This window comes from Vibrio sp. EJY3, from assembly GCF_000241385.1.
Classification (GTDB): Bacteria; Pseudomonadota; Gammaproteobacteria; order Enterobacterales; family Vibrionaceae; genus Vibrio; species Vibrio natriegens.
This window is the reverse complement of record NC_016614.1, coordinates 1,572,349-1,588,476: the sequence shown is the minus strand read 5'-3', so window position 1 is coordinate 1,588,476 and position 16,128 is coordinate 1,572,349. Positions and strand designations below refer to the sequence as shown.

Sequence of the window (16,128 nt, the reverse complement as noted above, 5' to 3'; positions counted from 1 at the left end):
GAATACTCAACCTAAGAGACCGCGGCCATTGCTTGGTTAAAAATACCTCAGGAGTGATATATTTGTAGTAGCTTCTCACTAAGATTTATTTACTGTGCTTAATGGTATAAATGTGGGAAACGAGATTGATTTAATTCACGCATACGAGCAAACACATCTACGCCCAATTGGTTGTAGGCATCTAGGATATCAACCAGTACCCAGTTTTCACGAATAAGTGAACCTTCACAGCGCCAAAAATCGAGACTTCGCATTGTGATTTCTTTTCCACTCGGCGCGATGCCTAGCCAGCCATCGCCAGAGAGAGACATACTCATACCAGGCCAAGCAGTAAATGCCACGTAATTGTTTTCGGCAAATAGTACGCCATTTTCCCAGATTGTCGTTCTATCTGGCATTGCGTTTAAGAAAGGGATTTGATGATGCTTTCGAAAGCCTTGGATACCTCTGGCAGTGCCTATGGTTGAGGGGCCATACCAGCTGCAACGAGGGTGCCAGTATGACTCTAATCCCATTGCCTTTGCACCACCTTCAGCGTGTTTGAGTAAACCATGTAGCATATTGTTAACCACATCAAATGCTTCTTGTGTTAATCCCTTATCCGCTTGACCTAGCATGACACCATCATGTGTTGCTGGGGATGGAACATGCCACTCTCGACCAAGGCTAGGAGACATTGGCCAGGATTCGGCTTGTATCATTAGTTCTGGAATGTCCAAAAGTGCCTGTATTTCAACAACTTTTCCTTCTTGTATGCGATAAAATTCATGAAAACGCATGGACACTTGTTTCCCTGTTGGTGGAATACCTAGCCAGGATTGTTCAAATGTCCCGGTGTAGTAACCCCCAGCACCGACCCATTCAGCGCCATTTGCTTCATTGGCCATTAAGATATAAGCACGCTTTTCGAGATCTGGAATTGCTTGAATAAGCGGCGTGAATACTTTGTTGTAGTACTCTTTAGGACCATGAATGGTTTCAAATGGGAAGCACATGTTGATCTGCGCATCCGGTGAGATTGTTTCGTTTAACAAGTGAACAAACTGTTCAGGTTCATGATTATATAGAGCTTGGTTAAGTGTATTGATCAGTTCTTTATTTGACACATGCGAGGTCATTTCATACTCCATAAAAATAAGGTGGTTTGATTGTTAACAACTTGTTTGTTGAACGCTCCATATTAAACGGCAGGAGAGGTTAAGAGCGGGCTCTTCATATTCCAATGCTATCGAGTTATATCGCTGGTTTTCAAGACGCTTCTGGTCGACAAAGTGGCATTGTAACTTCCATGGGTATGGCAAGCTTAATTTGTTCAAACCGGTCTTTTGCATACATATCCAATCATTTAATAAGCGAAAACTAGTCAATATTTAAGAGTTTTAAAAGAACTTTTCATATTTTATTGGAGTTTTTAATTACATGTAAAAAGTATTTTTGATTAAATTAAGGTTAATTTTTGTGATTCTAATTTGTCAATCAATCTAAAGTTGGTTTTTTATTTGTAATAATTGCCAGTATATAGTTATTTAATCTATTGTTTGTTTTTTGTCGGATGTCTCATTGTTCACAATTTATTTCCAAGACTCTTTGCATTCGTATGCATTGTGTGAAATGTTTGTTTGAATGTTACTAAAATGTTACTCCGGAGGAAGTGTGGCGAGAATTCAACTGAAATCCCTGACTAAAAAGTGGGGGAAAGTCTATGGTGTAAATAATGTTAACCTTGATATAAAAGACCAAGAGTTTGTTGTGTTCCTTGGTCCCTCAGGTTGCGGGAAAACAACTACAATGCGAATGATTGCGGGTTTGGAGGATCCCTCAAGTGGCGAAATTTACATTGGTGATCGAGTGGTAAATGAACTTGACCCAAAAGACAGAGATGTCGCTATGGTGTTTCAAAGTTATGGCTTATACCCAAATCTAACCATCTATGAAAATATTCGTTTTCCACTCAAAGTAAGAAAAGTTGATCCTAAAACTCATGATGAAAGGATTAAGCGTGCCGCTGACATGGTTGAGCTAGGTGATCTACTCGAACGCTATCCGAGGGAGTTGTCTGGTGGCCAGCGCCAACGCGTTGCTTTAGCACGTGCGGTCGTACGCGAACCCACCGTTTTCCTCATGGATGAACCACTATCAAACTTGGACGCCAAACTTCGCGTATCCACTCGTGCTCAGCTCAAACACTTACAGCATGAACTTAAAGTCACCACAATTTACGTTACTCATGATCAGATAGAAGCAATGACGCTTGCTGATCGTGTCGTGGTCATGAACGGCGGAGAGATTCAGCAAGTCGGAACGCCGACGGAAATCTACAACAATCCAGCCAATATTTTTGTTGCGAGTTTTATTGGCTCACCCGCGATGAACTTGATTGAAGGGAAAATCAAAGATGGCGTATTCGAATCAGATAATATTCGCCTGGGCGGTTTTAATCCCGATATTAAGGGCGACGTTATTCTAGGTTACCGGGCCGAGGATGCTGTGGTCACGGAGTATCAATCATTAAGTTCTGTTCCTATTTATAACACATACAGTGAACTTGGAACGGCGGCTCGTAAACGACAAGAAATTGAACCTCAAGTTGCGGTGAGCGCACCGGTTTACAGCATGGAATTGCTCGGTGATGCCACTATGGTTACGGTGAAAGCCGGAGGTTCTTTATTTGCAGCGAAAGCCGATAAGCATTTTCGTATAGATATTGCCCAGCCAGTCAGTTTCCAGCTCGATGTTTCTCATTGCCACCTGTTTGACAAAGAAACAGGCCAACGTATTTAACCGATGTAGATAAGTAAAAGGGATTTTATTATGTTCAGAAAGATAGCTAGTTTAGTAGTATTAAGCTCCAGCTTAGTTACAACTTCCGTATTCGCTGATTGCAATTTTTCGAATCAATCGGAAATTAAGTCGTTATCAGCCAGTTTTCAAGCATGGAAAGTGGTGACTACCGAGATGAGTAAATGTGGAAAGTTCCATGCAGAACTCGACAATGAATTTAAGGTTAAACAACCTGCCGCTCTCGCTACGAACCCCGCACTCTACCATATTGCAGGGGTGTCAAACGAAACACTGTTACCATTACTTAATGAGAAAACGATTCGTCCTTTAGATGAGTTAGTCGCAAAATATGGTCAAAACTTATCGCCTAATCAGCTGATAAAAGTCGATGGTAAAATCATGGCGATTGCAATGATGATCAACACCCAACATTTAGTTTATCGCCAAGATATCCTGGAGCAACTCAATATCTCCACACCAAAAAATTATGATGAAGTATTAGAGGCTGCACAAAAAATTCGTGATGCTGGCATTATGCGCTATCCGTTAACTGGCACTTATAAAACGGGCTGGAATCTAGGTATGGAGTTTAGCAATCTATATCTTAGCTACGGTGGAGCGTTTTTTGACCAATCAAATCAGCCTATGGTGAACAGCGAAGCTGGCAAAAAAACACTTAAAATGCTGAAAGCACTTTCCGAATATATGGATCCTGAGTTCTTAATTGCAGACTCAACAATAGTACAGAAAAATCTTCAACAGAATAAAGCGGCGATCGCAAACTTATGGGCATCGAGAGCAAGTGCGGTTGATGATGAAACCGAATCTTTAGTCGCAGGAAAAGTTGGGTTTGCGGCGGCGCCTTCCGCTGTGCCAAATGGTAAACCTGCGTCAACACTGTGGTGGGATGGGGTGACGATTGCCGCCAATATTACCGACCAAGAAGCCGAAGCAGCATTTCGTACCGCCATATCTTCACTAACACCAGAGATGGCGAATAAAAACAAAGAGGTTGCGACTTGGTTAATCAAAGGCTTTGAACCAAGTAAATACTCGATGGGTTCCATCGCGAATGCGCAAGCGGGAACACCTGCATACCCGGCCTCCACACCTATGGGGCTGATGCAATCTGCGCTTGGGACTACAGTATCAGGCTACCTAATTGGAGATCTGTCTCTGGAAGCCACACTGCAGGAAATTGAATCCAAATATCTTACATCGGCAAAAGAGTCAGGGTTGCTGTAAATCACTATGACGTTGTCTTCCTCATCATTGTAAATATGGGGGAGACAAAAACCTCATCACTTGAATTCTAATGATCGCGAATTTATAGCACGAGCTTTCCCGCTTTGGACGGTCATATCTACTGATAGGTGGTGGGTACATAGTGTGAATACATTAATTTAGGAGAAAGTAATGCGCCGCAGTACCTTTTTGGCATTTATTGCCCCCTCAATTTTTATGATGGTTTTTTTTATTGCAGCCCCTTTGATAAGTGTTTTCTGGCAAAGCTTGCATGTAACGAAACCTGTTTATGAAGAAGTTAAAATAGAACAATGTTCTCCCGGTTTTTTAGTCCAGACTTGTACAACGGAAGTGACCAGTCGCCCTACGTTTGATAGCCAAGGTAATGCGATTGAAGTGACAGAGTTTGTTGGTTTGGGTAGCTATTGGGAAATGCTACAACCGTCTCGAGTGATATCTGCGCTGACGGGAGACGGTGAAAGTTTATCAAGTATTTTGTCGATAGATTTCTATAAAGCGCTTCGTTTCACCTTAACTTTCACTTTGATAACTTTACCTTTGGTCTTAGGCTTAGGCCTTGCGCTTGCGATTGCTGTACACAATACCGTCAAGTCACTAAGAGGCCCTATAATATTTGTCTCTCTACTCCCTTTTATTATCACGCCAGTTATTGGTGCGTTATCAATCCGTTGGTTGTTTGAAAGTAACGGTATTCTTAGTGCAGGTTTATCGAATCTACTAGGCTACGAGTTTTCGATGTTTGCTCAGTCTTGGACAATCGAAACATTGATGATGTTTTATCGTGTTTGGCACGTCGCCCCTTTTGCTTTCATTATTTTTTATGCGGGTCTGCAATCAGTAAACCAGGATACGTTAGACGCGGCAATTGTTGATGGTGCCTCACGTTGGGAGAGAACGCGTTCAGTGATCATCCCACATCTAATGCCACTCATCATTTTTGTTTCAATGGTGCATCTAATGGATGCGTATCGAGTGTTTGAAGAAGTTATCGGTTTTAGTAGTGAAGCGCATGTTATATCACTGCAGTGGCTCACGTTTGATCTGCTCACTCCAGATAATACGGGGAATCGCTCTATTTCAAGAGCATCTGCTTCGTCCATGCTCACTCTTGTCGGGATTATTATCCTTTTGATACCCGTCTTGCGTCGTACCTGGCGTGATCACAAACGAAGCTAATTGAGAAATTTAAGGAATAAAATCATGATTACTTCAGACGTCCCTAGGGCATTTCGCCAGCCGATAAGCCTTAAATTGACCACCAATATTCTGCTTGCGGTCTGGGTACTAATTGCTTCATTTCCATTAGTCTGGATTGCGGTAATGTCATTTAAATTGCCAATGGACTCTTTTGCGACTAATCCACTGCAGGTTTTGATGGGTTTTGAAACGTTGGAATCGGTTGGAGGCATCTCGACATTTGAATTTATGCTCTGGGCTACCTTTGGTTATTTGGTATTTAGGGCTCCTACTCGATACGGAAGTGATGTCGTTCACTATTTTTCCAAACATAGAACGGAGGCTGTAAGTAAGCTCTTTGCCGTCGGAGTTTATGCTTTGGCTATTGTTGGATGCGCGTTTATTGTCGTACCAGCGGTGAACCAGCTAGTGACGTTTTTATTGGTGGAGATCCCACTATTGGGTGGAGTAGTTGAGCCAGTGATAGGGTTTACTTGGCAGCACTATCAGGCCGTATGGATTGAAAACGGTTTCTACAACCAATTTACCAACTCGATGGTGGTGACCGCGGGCGTGGTCTGTATATCGCTCTCTATTGGAACCTTAGCTGGTTACGCGCTGTCAAGAACCAACTCTAGTCTTGCATTTTGGTTGTTAATCATCGCGTTGATATTAAGAGCACTACCGCACTCTGTGCTTGTGGCTGGCTATCTACCTGCGTTTGTTAATTCCAGCGAAATTCTTGCCCCACTGTGGGAAAGCGCTTGGACTGGGTGGTTCTTTAGTCTATTTAGTGAGGTAGCGCCAACACTATATGGCAAACCAATGGCAATCATCATTGTGTTAGTTGCCATAAACCAACCGTTTACAATTTGGATGCTCCGCTCATTCTTTCAAAATATCCCTCAAGATCTTGATGAAGCGGCAATGGTGGATGGCTGTACTCGTTTCGAAGCGTTTCGACGTGCCGTATTACCGGTGGCGTGGCCAGGTATCATTACGGCCGGATTGTTCTCATTCTTGTTGGGGTACAACGACTTTTTAGTTACCTCACTGTTGTTGGATGCGCAGTCACAAACGATGGTTCCTGCGATCACTCAATATTTTAATAGAGAAACCACGATGACAGATCAGGTCGAAGCCGTTGCCGCTGCCGTATCAATTACCGCGCCGCTCTTCTTGCTGGTCATCGTGTTCCAAAAACAAATTGTATCCGGTCTTACCGCTGGTGCAGTAAAAGGCTAGTACTTGTCTTTAACGATGGATATCAAGGATATGATGAAAGGTTTTAACGCTAAATGGAAAGATTTCCCAGACTATATCATCGGTGTCACCAAAGCGATCTGGGAAGATAGAGGGGTACATACGCTCAATCACTATTACGCCCCCGATATTATTGTGCGTTCGCCGGCTTCAATAGTAAAAGGTAATGAGGGAGTGATAGCTGCCACGATGTCAACACTTGCGGAGTTGCCGGATCGTCAACTTTATGCTGAAGACGTAATTTGGACCGGAACTCCTGAACAAGGAATGCTTTCTTCGCATCGTCTTATTTGTACTGCAACACATAGCCACTACGGTGCTTATGGTGAGCCGACAGGAAAACAAATAAAATATCGGATCTTGGCCGATTGCCATGCAGTCAATGATCAAATTAATGACGAGTGGCTCGTAAGAGACCAAGCGGCCATTGCAATGCAACTAGGAAAAACACCCAGAGAGTATGCAAGAGAGTTGATTGAGTTAGAAGGTGGAATAGCGCATTGCGTTAAACCGTTTCTCCCCGAAAATGATATTCAAGGCCCGTATCGCGGTATTGGTAATCAAACTGAGTGGGGAGAAAAGTACCGCGATATTCTGAACCGCATTATGAATTCTGAATTTTCAGTGATTCCTAGCAATTATGATCGAGCCTGTATTGGCGAATATTCGGGTAATCAAGGAGCCTTATCACATAAAGAAATTGATCAGTTTTGGATGAGCTTACGCGCGTCAGTTCCTGATGCGGAGTTTAAAATTGAACATGTGATGGGGAATAATGATCCTATGATGTCGCCAAGAGCCGCAATCCGGTGGTCGTTGAATGGCACACATTCGGGGTATGGTATGTTGGGTAAACCTACTCAGCAGCGAGTCTATATTATGGGAATATCTCATGTAGAGTTTGGACCTAGGGGAATAAGAAGGGAATTCACTCTGATTGATGAAGTGGCGATACATAAACAGATACTTATATCTCAGGGATAGATTGCCTCGTAAAATGCTAGCGTTATCAACGCTAGCATTTTACAAGCAGGGATCATTCACAAGGTGGGGCTAAGTGAATCAAAGCTAATCCACCCAGTGATGTTTCACGGTACTTCTTATTCATATCTTTACCGGTTTGGTACATGGTTGCGATAACCTTATCCAACGAGATCAAGCATTTACTATTACGCTTGAGCGCCATCCGTGATGCATTGATCGCCTTCATTGCCCCCATCGCATTGCGTTCAATGCAAGGAACTTGCACCAAGCCACCAATAGGATCACAGGTCATGCCTAGTGAATGCTCCATTGCGATTTCAGCGGCAATACAGATTTGCTCATTACTTCCACCGCGAAGCGCCGTCAAGCCTGCTGCTGCCATTGAAGAAGACACTCCGACTTCGCCCTGACAACCTACTTCTGCACCAGATATCGAGGCATTTGTTTTGTACAAAATGCCAATTGCGCCAGAGACGGCCAGGAAATCGATTAATTGTTTAGTATCTAGCTTGTTGATAAAGCGGTGATAGTACATCAATACTGCTGGGATCACGCCTGCCGCACCATTAGTTGGAGATGTTACAACCTGTCCTCCTGCTGCATTTTCTTCACTGACCGCAAAGGCGAAGAGGTTTATCCAATCCATGATTTCCATAGGATCGTTTTCTATGGCAGCGTTCGCTTCGAGCTTTTTCAATAAGTTTGGAGCTCGGCGGGTAACATTCAAACCGCCCTCCAAAATGCCTTCTGTCTCAAAGCCACGTTCCATACAACCTGTCATTACATCCCATATCTGATCGGCGCGACGATTAATGGCCTCTATATCCTGAAACGCTTGTTCATTTTTCAGAATCATGCCACCTAGGCTCATACCATATTTGTCAGCTTGTGCTAGCATTTCATCAGCCGTTGAGAATGGAAACTCAACTTTCACAGATGTGGTTGTACTGCCATTATTCAACTCGTCGGCAGTCACAATAAAACCACCACCAATTGAATAGTACGTTTCAAAACTAACATGATTACCTAGCTCATCGAATGCGGTAATCGTCATGCCATTTTCGTGTAGAGGAAGATTCTCCTCATGAAATAGCATATCGGTTTTATAGTTGAATTCGATGTCATGGCGACCATCGACAGATAACATGCCTTCGTCAATCGCCTTGCGCATCGCGCTGTTGGCAGACGCAATATTAATAGTGTCAGGTTTGTTACCCAATAGCCCTAATATGGTGGCTCGGTCTGTATGGTGGCCAATCCCTGTTAACGAAAGTGATCCGTACAAATCAACTTGAATACGCTTCACTTTTGCCAAGTTTGATTCTATCAAACGTGTAAAGTGGTAACCCGCGATCATAGGACCATTAGTATGAGAGCTGGAAGGGCCTACACCAATTTTGTATATATCAAAGATGGACAGCATAAATTTACTCGCTATGACAATGCAGCATAGAGCCAGTCGGGGAGGACCATACAAACAATGATGGTCGCTACCGCAAACACCAGCAATCCATAATGGCTTGTGGTTGGCTTTGCAAAAAGATGTTTTTGATGATTAATAAAGGTTTGTTGCTCGGTCGTGACTGAGCCCCAACGAAGACTTACCAACACACCAAACAAAAGGAAAACAAATGTACCGATAGGTGCAAACCAAGGCCACGCTATATCAAAGTATCTTGCAGAAAACACCACAATGATACTCATGAGGCTACCAATAATTACACCCTTCTCATTTGCTTTGCTCGAGAACAATCCAAGTACGAATGACCCCAAACGAATTCCGACAAAGATAGAGGTCAAGCTGGCAATAGTTTTGAGGACAGACTCATTTGAGACCGCAAGTAGTGCTGGCACAACAACTATCCCTGCGGCAAGTAGGCTGAATTTCCTCGCTACTTTTTCATAGTGTTCATCATTAGCTCCTTTGCGGATAAAACGTTTGTAGATATCGAACGTTGCTACCGTCGCCATGGAGTTATAAGTTGAATCAAGGGTTGACATCGCGGCAGCACTTAAACCAGAGATGACCAACCCAACGACAAGTGGATTGGTATGATTGAATACGAAATCCAAAATCACTTCGTTACTATTTTCAATCGATTGATCCTGATAGAAAACGCTGAGTAAAACCCCAAGGACTGCAAAGAACAGATAAATAAAAAAAGCACCGTACCCACAAAGCAACATCGACTTCTGTGCCGTCTTCTCACATTTTGTTGCCAGCGTGCGTTGGATAATCAGTTGATTGGTACCATATACACTTAAGTGAAGAAAACTAACCGCTACAATCCCTGCCCAAAAGGTAGTATCGACGCCTAAATCAAAGTTGAAATTAATAATATTTAAATGCTCTTGCGATAGGTGACTTGAAGCATTTATCTCTGTCAGCAAAGTAGCAAAAATCGCAATACTGGCGGCTACTAAAACCGCTGATTGCAACATATCGGTCCAAATCACCGTTGAGATACCACCTGAATAGGTGTAGCAAGCGGTAAAAATACTAATGTAGATAATTGCTTCTGAAATACTGATCGGCAGGACCTGAACAATAATCAGTGCGACAGCATATAGAATTACGCCCGCCGAAATGCATTGGACTACAAGAAACACCGTCGAATTGATGGTTCTTGCGATAACGCCAAAGCGGTGCTCAAGGTACTCATAGATGGAGGTTAACTTCAATCTGTAGAAAACGGGTACAAAGAAAATAACGGTAAAAAAGATCACGATAGGATAATTTAAGTGAATACTCATCGCTTCCATGCCAGAGCTGTAAACCCATCCAGGCATCCCTACGAAAGTCATTGCACTAATGTAAGTCGCGAGTATTGATACCCCGGCAGTAAACCAGCCAAATTGCTTCCCCCCCGTAGAAAAGTCGCCACCTATACTGTAACGCTTATTTACTAAGTAGCTGATTAATAGGGTAGTTACTATGTATAACATAATTACCGCAAGGCTTGAGTACGTAACCATTTTGAGGTTTTCCTGCTTTGGTTGATTAGTTATTATCCTGAGATACTACTTTAAAATAGACTTTTTATGATATCACCGCGTGATAACTGTGATGTTTATCACTTACATGGTCTGAAATTTATCAAGGCAGTCTATTTTACGAGATCTATGTCACTAAAAATCAACAAATGGGTGCGTATTCATTTTTAAATTGACTTTGATCACAGATCAAATGTGATGGATAACCTTATGATTAGCCACGACACGAATTCGGAGACATCCAACAAAACGATCGTGTAAATTTAACTTAAATAGAAAATATATTAATATAAATAGAGGTTTATCGGTCATGAATGCTAAAAAACACATGAGCGAAGTTCCTATGATTCAAAGGGTGGCAGCTTATCTTGCGATATTGGTTGGTTACTTTTTTTATTGTTACAACTTTGTAATTATTGACTACGTACGCCCATACATTGTAGAGGCTTATGAAGGCATTAGTTTATCGGATACTGCCCAGTTTTATACTTGGCAATCACTAGGAGCGCTCATCGGTGCATTGTCATGTGCTTGGTTTGCAACCAACTTTGGTAAAAAGAATACGCTAATTGTCATCACCGTGCTCAATGGTGGCGCAACGATTATGAACATGATGTTTAGTGATTACGCGACATGGGCAGCAATGCGATTCATCGTTGGTATCTCTCTAGGTGGTTACTTTACAGTCGCTGTAAGTATGATGATTGGTCTTTTCCAGCCAACAGTACGCGGAAAATTAACCGCTTTTGCTTCTTCTATGTTTTCCGTTGCTTTGATGGTCATGGGTGCGTATGCCGCGTTTATTTCAAGCATTGATGCGCCTTGGCAGAGCCTAATGTGGGTTGGTGGCGTACCTCCTCTAGTGGCGGCTATTGTCATGGTTTTTATTTTACCAAGTGACAAAAAGACCATTGCTTATGGTGAAGAAGAGTCAGCCAACGAAGCGTCTGGAGCAAGTGTAAAAAAAGGGTCGTGGGGTGAGATGTTAAGTCAACCTTACCGCAAGATTACTATCACCTGTTTATTACTCGCTGGTCTTAACTTTTATGGTTACCAATTTTTCTCAGGCTTTGTCACCACATACCTCAAAGAAGTGCGTCAGTTTGATGGAGCAACGATCGGCCTTATCTTTTCTATCTCTGCATTCGGTTCGCTATTTGGTGCATGGGTTTGGGGGGCGATCGCGGACAAATTTGGTCGTAAGGTGAACGCGTTCGGCTTCATTCTCGCGGGTACTATGGTGTCTATTTTCTTTGTTGCACCAAGTGATGTGATGATTGGCAGCTTGAACATGTTAGCGCTACTAGGCCTTATTTATAACTTTGGCCTTTCAGCTTCTGCGGTATGGGGGGGATATTTCTCAGAATTATTTCCATCGCATCTACGCAGTTTCGGCGCCGCTTTATTCCACGGTGGCCGTATCATCGGCATGTTCGCTCCTATGGTGCTTATATTTATTCAAGAGCGTACCGATCTTCAAACTGCGATGTGGGGATCACCAATCGTATGGATTGTTGCTGCTCTTCTATGGCTCTCATTGCCAGAGACTCTAAAAGGCGGATTGTTCGATAAGAACAAAACATCCGAATCAGCAAACGCTTAATCAAATTATATATATCCGGCTGGCAGCCCAGCCGGATGAAAAAATAAACTTGAGTCCTGTTCCCAACGCTGACTCGACAGCATAAAGAGAGATTTATTATGTCTAAATACCAAGAAGCAAAACGAGTTGTTCGTCAATACTTCGACGCTATGGAAAATGCAACTCATGAAAACGTTGCTGAAGTACTAAAAGCGCACACTTCAGAAAACTACCTATGGCGAGGCGTTTATCCATTTCGAGAGCAACAAGGTGCTAAAGCAGCCGCTGATGTTTTCTGGGTTCCTTTAATGAAATCAATGACTCGCATGCAGCGTCGTCAAGATATCTTTATCGGAGGTGAGAACGAAGTAACGGCTGGAGAAATCTGGGTAATGAGTATGGGACACTTCATGGGGCTATTCGACGCCGAGTACTTAGGAATGCGTCCAACTGGCAAGATCATGAACATCCGTTACGCAGAGTTCAATTGTGTCGAAAACGGCAAGATCACTAAAACGGGTCTTTTCCTTGACCTTTTAGGTGCAATGGACCAAGCAGGTTGTTACCCACTTCCACCGTCTACCGGTAAGCATTTCGTTTACCCGGGTCCTCGTAATCACGATGGTCTACTTTTTGAAGATGCGGATCCAAAAGAAGGCGTAGCAACACTGGCCTTAGTCAACAAGATGGTTGATGACTTATCTGCGCTTAATGATAGTGGCGCAATGGGTTGCCCACCAGAAGTATTAGAAAAGAGTTGGTCTAAAGATATGATCTGGTACGGCCCATGTGGTATCGGTGCTTCTTACACGATCCCTCGCTACCAACAACAGCACCAGCTACCGTTCCGTAACAACCTAAAAGACAAGAAGTTTAACGGCCACGTTTGTCGTTTTGCAGAAGGTAATTTCTCTTGTTTCTTTGGTTGGCCAAACCTATCTAATACGCCTATTGGTGGTTTCTTAGGTATGACAGGTGGTGAAGTACGTGCAGATATGCAAGTAGTCGATGTTTACTACCGCGACGGTGACAAGTTATCTGAAAACTGGGTTCTGATCGACCTGCCTTACTGGTTAAAGCAGCAGGGGCTAGACGTATTCGAACGTACTCAGAAAATCTTAAACCCTTCTCTTTAAGAAGTATTTAGGGCGGTCATCTGCCCTGATGTATCCCCTGAATGTCTTCTCGCTTTAGGGGATATGCTCCCAACTAGTACCTCAGGGATGGGGTACATCCTATTTACATAAAACTATTACCGAGAATAAAGCCTCTTGGAGGCTTTCTAGTACCTAAATATGGAGATTACGATGAAGAAAACTGCTCTTTCTGCGCTGATCCTAACCACACTGACTTCTGGCAATACCTTTGCTGCACACACTTTTACTAATGACGCGGGTGACAGTTTAACCCTCGACGGTCGTTTTGAAGCTCGTTACCAAGATCGTGGTGGCAATGATGAAGGTGAGTGGAACAGCGGCAGCTCGCGTTTTGGTTTGAAAGGCCAAATGGGTTTAGATAATGACTGGGTAGGCTTTGGTCACGCGGAGTGGGGATACAACTCTGGCGCAAATGGTGACAATATTTATGACCGCTTATTGTATGCAGGTGTACAGCATGAAAAATACGGCAAAATAGCAGCGGGCACTAAGCAATGGTCAACCTTTTATGACATTGCATGGTTTACGGATATGGGCCGTATCTTTGGTTCACGAGGTTCAGGCGTATATAACCTCGCAGATTGGGGGATCTCATCTGGTACAGGTCGAGCGGAAAACTCCATCACCTACCGGAATTCAATTAACGAGAGAATTAGTTACGGCTTTACTTACCAAACTACACGTGAAAATGTTGCATTAGCCAGCAACTCAACTGCTTCTTTGAAAAACGGTCTTGGCGCGTCAATCATCTACAAGCCCGTTGATGGCCTGACACTTGGTGCTGCTTATCACCAAAATGAACTAGATGACCTTAGCGCTGCTACCGTAGGGGTGAAAGACGGCGATCACATGCGTGTTTTGTTAGTTGGTACCAACTACAGTAATGAAGGGTTCTACACTGGTTTTACTATCCACATAGGCGAAAACTGGGAAGCGGCTAGTCAAGGGTCAAGTGATGTCCTGTTCGATACACTTGGCGGTGAGTTCTTTGCCTATTACCATTTCGTAAATGGCTTTCGTCCGACTATCAACTATAACTACTTGAAAGATCGTGGTGACGAAACGAATGGTTTCGAGCGTAACCTGTTGATTCCTGGTGTCGAATATCACTTCAAGAAAAACAAATTCCTAGTTTGGACTGAGTACCAATTTGATTTAGGCAATGATCAATACGATGGCAATAAATTTGAAAACCGAGACGATCAATTCGCGGCGGGTATTCGCTACTACTTCTGAGCATTGTTCGACAAGTGATTTCGGTTATGTAACCCATCTGGATTATTGAGCATGGCAACGATAAGTCAGCCTTACCTTTTTTGGTAAGGCTTTTTCGCATCCGAAAGTGATACACTGCTTGGGTACAACCCAATTTACGCTCTTAAGGAAACCTTACTCCTTTATTTTCTTATATCTAGTTAATTCGTTTTATGACTACGTAACTATATGTGTTAACCTGATTAAAGTTAAACTGACTTATGAATTAGCTTAAATGAATCCTGAAAAGCAAACTGTCACATCGAAGGACGTCGCTAAACTGGCTGGCGTTTCACAATCTACCGTATCACGAGTATTTGTTCCGGGTAGCTCTGTGTCAGAAAAGACCAAGAAAAAGGTATTCGAGGCCGCAAAAGCCCTAAACTATCGTCCCAATGCTTTTGCACGTAGCTTGACCACCAACGAATCTAAGTTGATTGGCTTGGTATTTCCAGATGCGGACTACCCGATCCACATGAAAACACTGCAACTGATTTCAACAGAATTGCAGAAGCAGGGATACTCTGCAGTGTTGATTCCTTGGCAAGTGGACGACAAAGATAATCACTCGATCCCTAATATCTTCCAGTACCGCGTGGATGGAGTAATTGCTGCTTCGGCAACGTTTAACAAGTCACTCTATGAAGAATGCGAAGAGTTCAATATCCCTATCGTTCAGTATGCACGTGTCGTGGAAGGTACTAAAAGTAGTTATGTTATCAGTGATAATTACGAAGCAGGGCAACAAGCGGCTCAATTGCTTCATGCAAGTGGCGTGAAGAATGTAGTATATCTAACTGGCGAAGTGCCGACCTTCACTAATGATGAGCGCCAAAGCGGGTTTGTTTCTGAGTTTGAAGATTTAACTGGTAAAACGCCACGTATCATTGAAGCAAGTTACGACTATTCAAGTTCGCTGGATAAGATTCGTGAAATGCTGACAGATAATAAGCGTCCAGAGGCAGTATTTTGCGCGACGGATAACTTAGCGATGGCTGTAATGGATATTGCTCGAATTGAATGTGGCATTTGTATTCCACAAGATCTGAAAGTCATTGGCTTCGACAATATTCCACAAACTGAATGGTTGAGTTATCAGTTAACGACCTTCCGCCAAGATTTCCGCCGATTGGCTCGTGAGTGTGTAAAGATCATTGTCGATCAAATCAACAATAAAAATAGTAGCTTGGTAAAAATGATGGTGCCTGTAAAGCTGATTGAGAGGAAAACTACTATTTAGTGGCACTATAAAGAATAGGCGAAATTTGTCTAGGAGATCGGTGGCGGTCCAATGTCTAACTAAAAGGTGTCTATCAAGTTGGTGGCTATTCAACCGCTCAAAAGCCTTTGCTCCAAAATGGCTTTTGGTAAGTTGTGGTAAACGAATTACCACAACTTACCACAAATTAATGATTTGGTGAAAAATTCATCAAAAGCATATCAGGTCGATCTGTTCTGGCACGTTCGTGCCCCAAGATGAGTTTCAACAAAACTATTACCTTCGTGCCAAAAGCATCTTTTGACCTACCTTTTCTAATATCTTTGTGTGCGAAGGTCTTGAGCCACAGGCTGTTGTGTAAAACTATTTGTAATTTGGATTTTCATTTATTCTTACCAAATAAAACAAAGTGATACATACATTAACTCGGCATTTTCTACAAACTTATACAA

Annotated in this window: 12 protein-coding genes; 9 read left to right on the top strand and 3 right to left on the bottom strand. The window is 42.9% G+C overall.

Annotation, left to right across the window (positions count from 1 at the left end; translation table 11 throughout):
- Positions 1-98: 98 nt before the first annotated feature.
- Entirely contained in the window at positions 99-1,118 is a 1,020-nt protein-coding gene (locus tag VEJY3_RS22890) for an ester cyclase (protein ID WP_014234810.1), read from the bottom strand.
- A 535-nt stretch (positions 1,119-1,653) separates the two neighbouring features.
- Here VEJY3_RS22890 and VEJY3_RS22885 point away from each other — a divergent pair.
- From VEJY3_RS22885 to VEJY3_RS22865, 5 genes are all read left to right on the top strand, one after another.
- Positions 1,654-2,781, top strand: a complete 1,128-nt coding sequence (locus VEJY3_RS22885) for an ABC transporter ATP-binding protein (protein ID WP_041170435.1) — start codon at positions 1,654-1,656, stop codon at positions 2,779-2,781.
- A 174-nt stretch (positions 2,782-2,955) separates the two neighbouring features.
- Positions 2,956-4,026 (top strand): ABC transporter substrate-binding protein, encoded by a 1,071-nt coding sequence (locus tag VEJY3_RS22880; protein WP_014234808.1) that lies wholly within the window; start codon positions 2,956-2,958, stop codon positions 4,024-4,026.
- Positions 4,027-4,197: 171 nt separating this feature from the next.
- Positions 4,198-5,223 (top strand): carbohydrate ABC transporter permease, encoded by a 1,026-nt coding sequence (locus tag VEJY3_RS22875; protein WP_014234807.1) that lies wholly within the window; start codon positions 4,198-4,200, stop codon positions 5,221-5,223.
- 24 nt (positions 5,224-5,247) lie between these two features.
- Entirely contained in the window at positions 5,248-6,468 is a 1,221-nt protein-coding gene (locus tag VEJY3_RS22870; RefSeq protein ID WP_014234806.1) for a carbohydrate ABC transporter permease, read from the top strand.
- A gap of 30 nt (positions 6,469-6,498) precedes the next feature.
- The gene (locus tag VEJY3_RS22865; RefSeq protein WP_014234805.1) at positions 6,499-7,470 is read left to right on the top strand and encodes an ester cyclase; all 972 of its coding nucleotides are present in this window, start codon (positions 6,499-6,501) and stop codon (positions 7,468-7,470) included.
- A gap of 52 nt (positions 7,471-7,522) precedes the next feature.
- Here VEJY3_RS22865 and VEJY3_RS22860 read toward each other — a convergent pair whose 3' ends face one another.
- Entirely contained in the window at positions 7,523-8,893 is a 1,371-nt protein-coding gene (locus VEJY3_RS22860; RefSeq protein ID WP_014234804.1) for an L-serine ammonia-lyase, read from the bottom strand.
- Between the two features lie 11 nt (positions 8,894-8,904).
- On the bottom strand, positions 8,905-10,446 hold the full coding sequence (locus VEJY3_RS22855; protein ID WP_014234803.1) for a sodium:solute symporter: 1,542 nt from the start codon (positions 10,444-10,446) through the stop codon (positions 8,905-8,907).
- A 328-nt stretch (positions 10,447-10,774) separates the two neighbouring features.
- On the opposite strand from VEJY3_RS22855, the gene VEJY3_RS22850 reads away from it, so the two are divergent.
- From VEJY3_RS22850 to VEJY3_RS22835, 4 genes are all read left to right on the top strand, one after another.
- Entirely contained in the window at positions 10,775-12,067 is a 1,293-nt protein-coding gene (locus VEJY3_RS22850; RefSeq protein ID WP_014234802.1) for an MFS transporter, read from the top strand.
- A 98-nt stretch (positions 12,068-12,165) separates the two neighbouring features.
- The gene (locus tag VEJY3_RS22845; protein WP_014234801.1) at positions 12,166-13,182 is read left to right on the top strand and encodes an ester cyclase; all 1,017 of its coding nucleotides are present in this window, start codon (positions 12,166-12,168) and stop codon (positions 13,180-13,182) included.
- Between the two features lie 171 nt (positions 13,183-13,353).
- Complete coding sequence (locus VEJY3_RS22840; RefSeq protein ID WP_014234800.1) at positions 13,354-14,439, top strand: porin; 1,086 nt, start codon at positions 13,354-13,356, stop codon at positions 14,437-14,439.
- 253 nt (positions 14,440-14,692) lie between these two features.
- Positions 14,693-15,697 carry a LacI family DNA-binding transcriptional regulator gene (locus tag VEJY3_RS22835; RefSeq protein WP_014234799.1) on the top strand — a complete coding sequence of 335 codons (1,005 nt, stop codon included), beginning with the start codon at positions 14,693-14,695 and terminating at the stop codon, positions 15,695-15,697.
- The last annotated feature ends 431 nt before the right edge of the window (positions 15,698-16,128 follow it).

What these genes read in the sequence shown, in the direction of transcription:
- VEJY3_RS22880 (WP_014234808.1), top strand. Translation starts at nt 2,956, where the DNA reads ATGAGTAAATGTGGAAAGTTCCATGCAGAACTCGACAATGAATTTAAG.
- VEJY3_RS22840 (WP_014234800.1), top strand. Translation starts at nt 13,354, where the DNA reads ATGAAGAAAACTGCTCTTTCTGCGCTGATCCTAACCACACTGACTTCT.
- VEJY3_RS22835 (WP_014234799.1), top strand. Translation starts at nt 14,693, where the DNA reads ATGAATCCTGAAAAGCAAACTGTCACATCGAAGGACGTCGCTAAACTG.
- VEJY3_RS22850 (WP_014234802.1), top strand. Translation starts at nt 10,775, where the DNA reads ATGAATGCTAAAAAACACATGAGCGAAGTTCCTATGATTCAAAGGGTG.
- VEJY3_RS22870 (WP_014234806.1), top strand. Translation starts at nt 5,248, where the DNA reads ATGATTACTTCAGACGTCCCTAGGGCATTTCGCCAGCCGATAAGCCTT.
- VEJY3_RS22860 (WP_014234804.1), bottom strand. Translation starts at nt 8,893, where the DNA reads ATGCTGTCCATCTTTGATATATACAAAATTGGTGTAGGCCCTTCCAGC.
- VEJY3_RS22875 (WP_014234807.1), top strand. Translation starts at nt 4,198, where the DNA reads ATGCGCCGCAGTACCTTTTTGGCATTTATTGCCCCCTCAATTTTTATG.
- VEJY3_RS22865 (WP_014234805.1), top strand. Translation starts at nt 6,499, where the DNA reads ATGATGAAAGGTTTTAACGCTAAATGGAAAGATTTCCCAGACTATATC.
- VEJY3_RS22855 (WP_014234803.1), bottom strand. Translation starts at nt 10,446, where the DNA reads ATGGTTACGTACTCAAGCCTTGCGGTAATTATGTTATACATAGTAACT.
- VEJY3_RS22890 (WP_014234810.1), bottom strand. Translation starts at nt 1,118, where the DNA reads ATGACCTCGCATGTGTCAAATAAAGAACTGATCAATACACTTAACCAA.
- VEJY3_RS22845 (WP_014234801.1), top strand. Translation starts at nt 12,166, where the DNA reads ATGTCTAAATACCAAGAAGCAAAACGAGTTGTTCGTCAATACTTCGAC.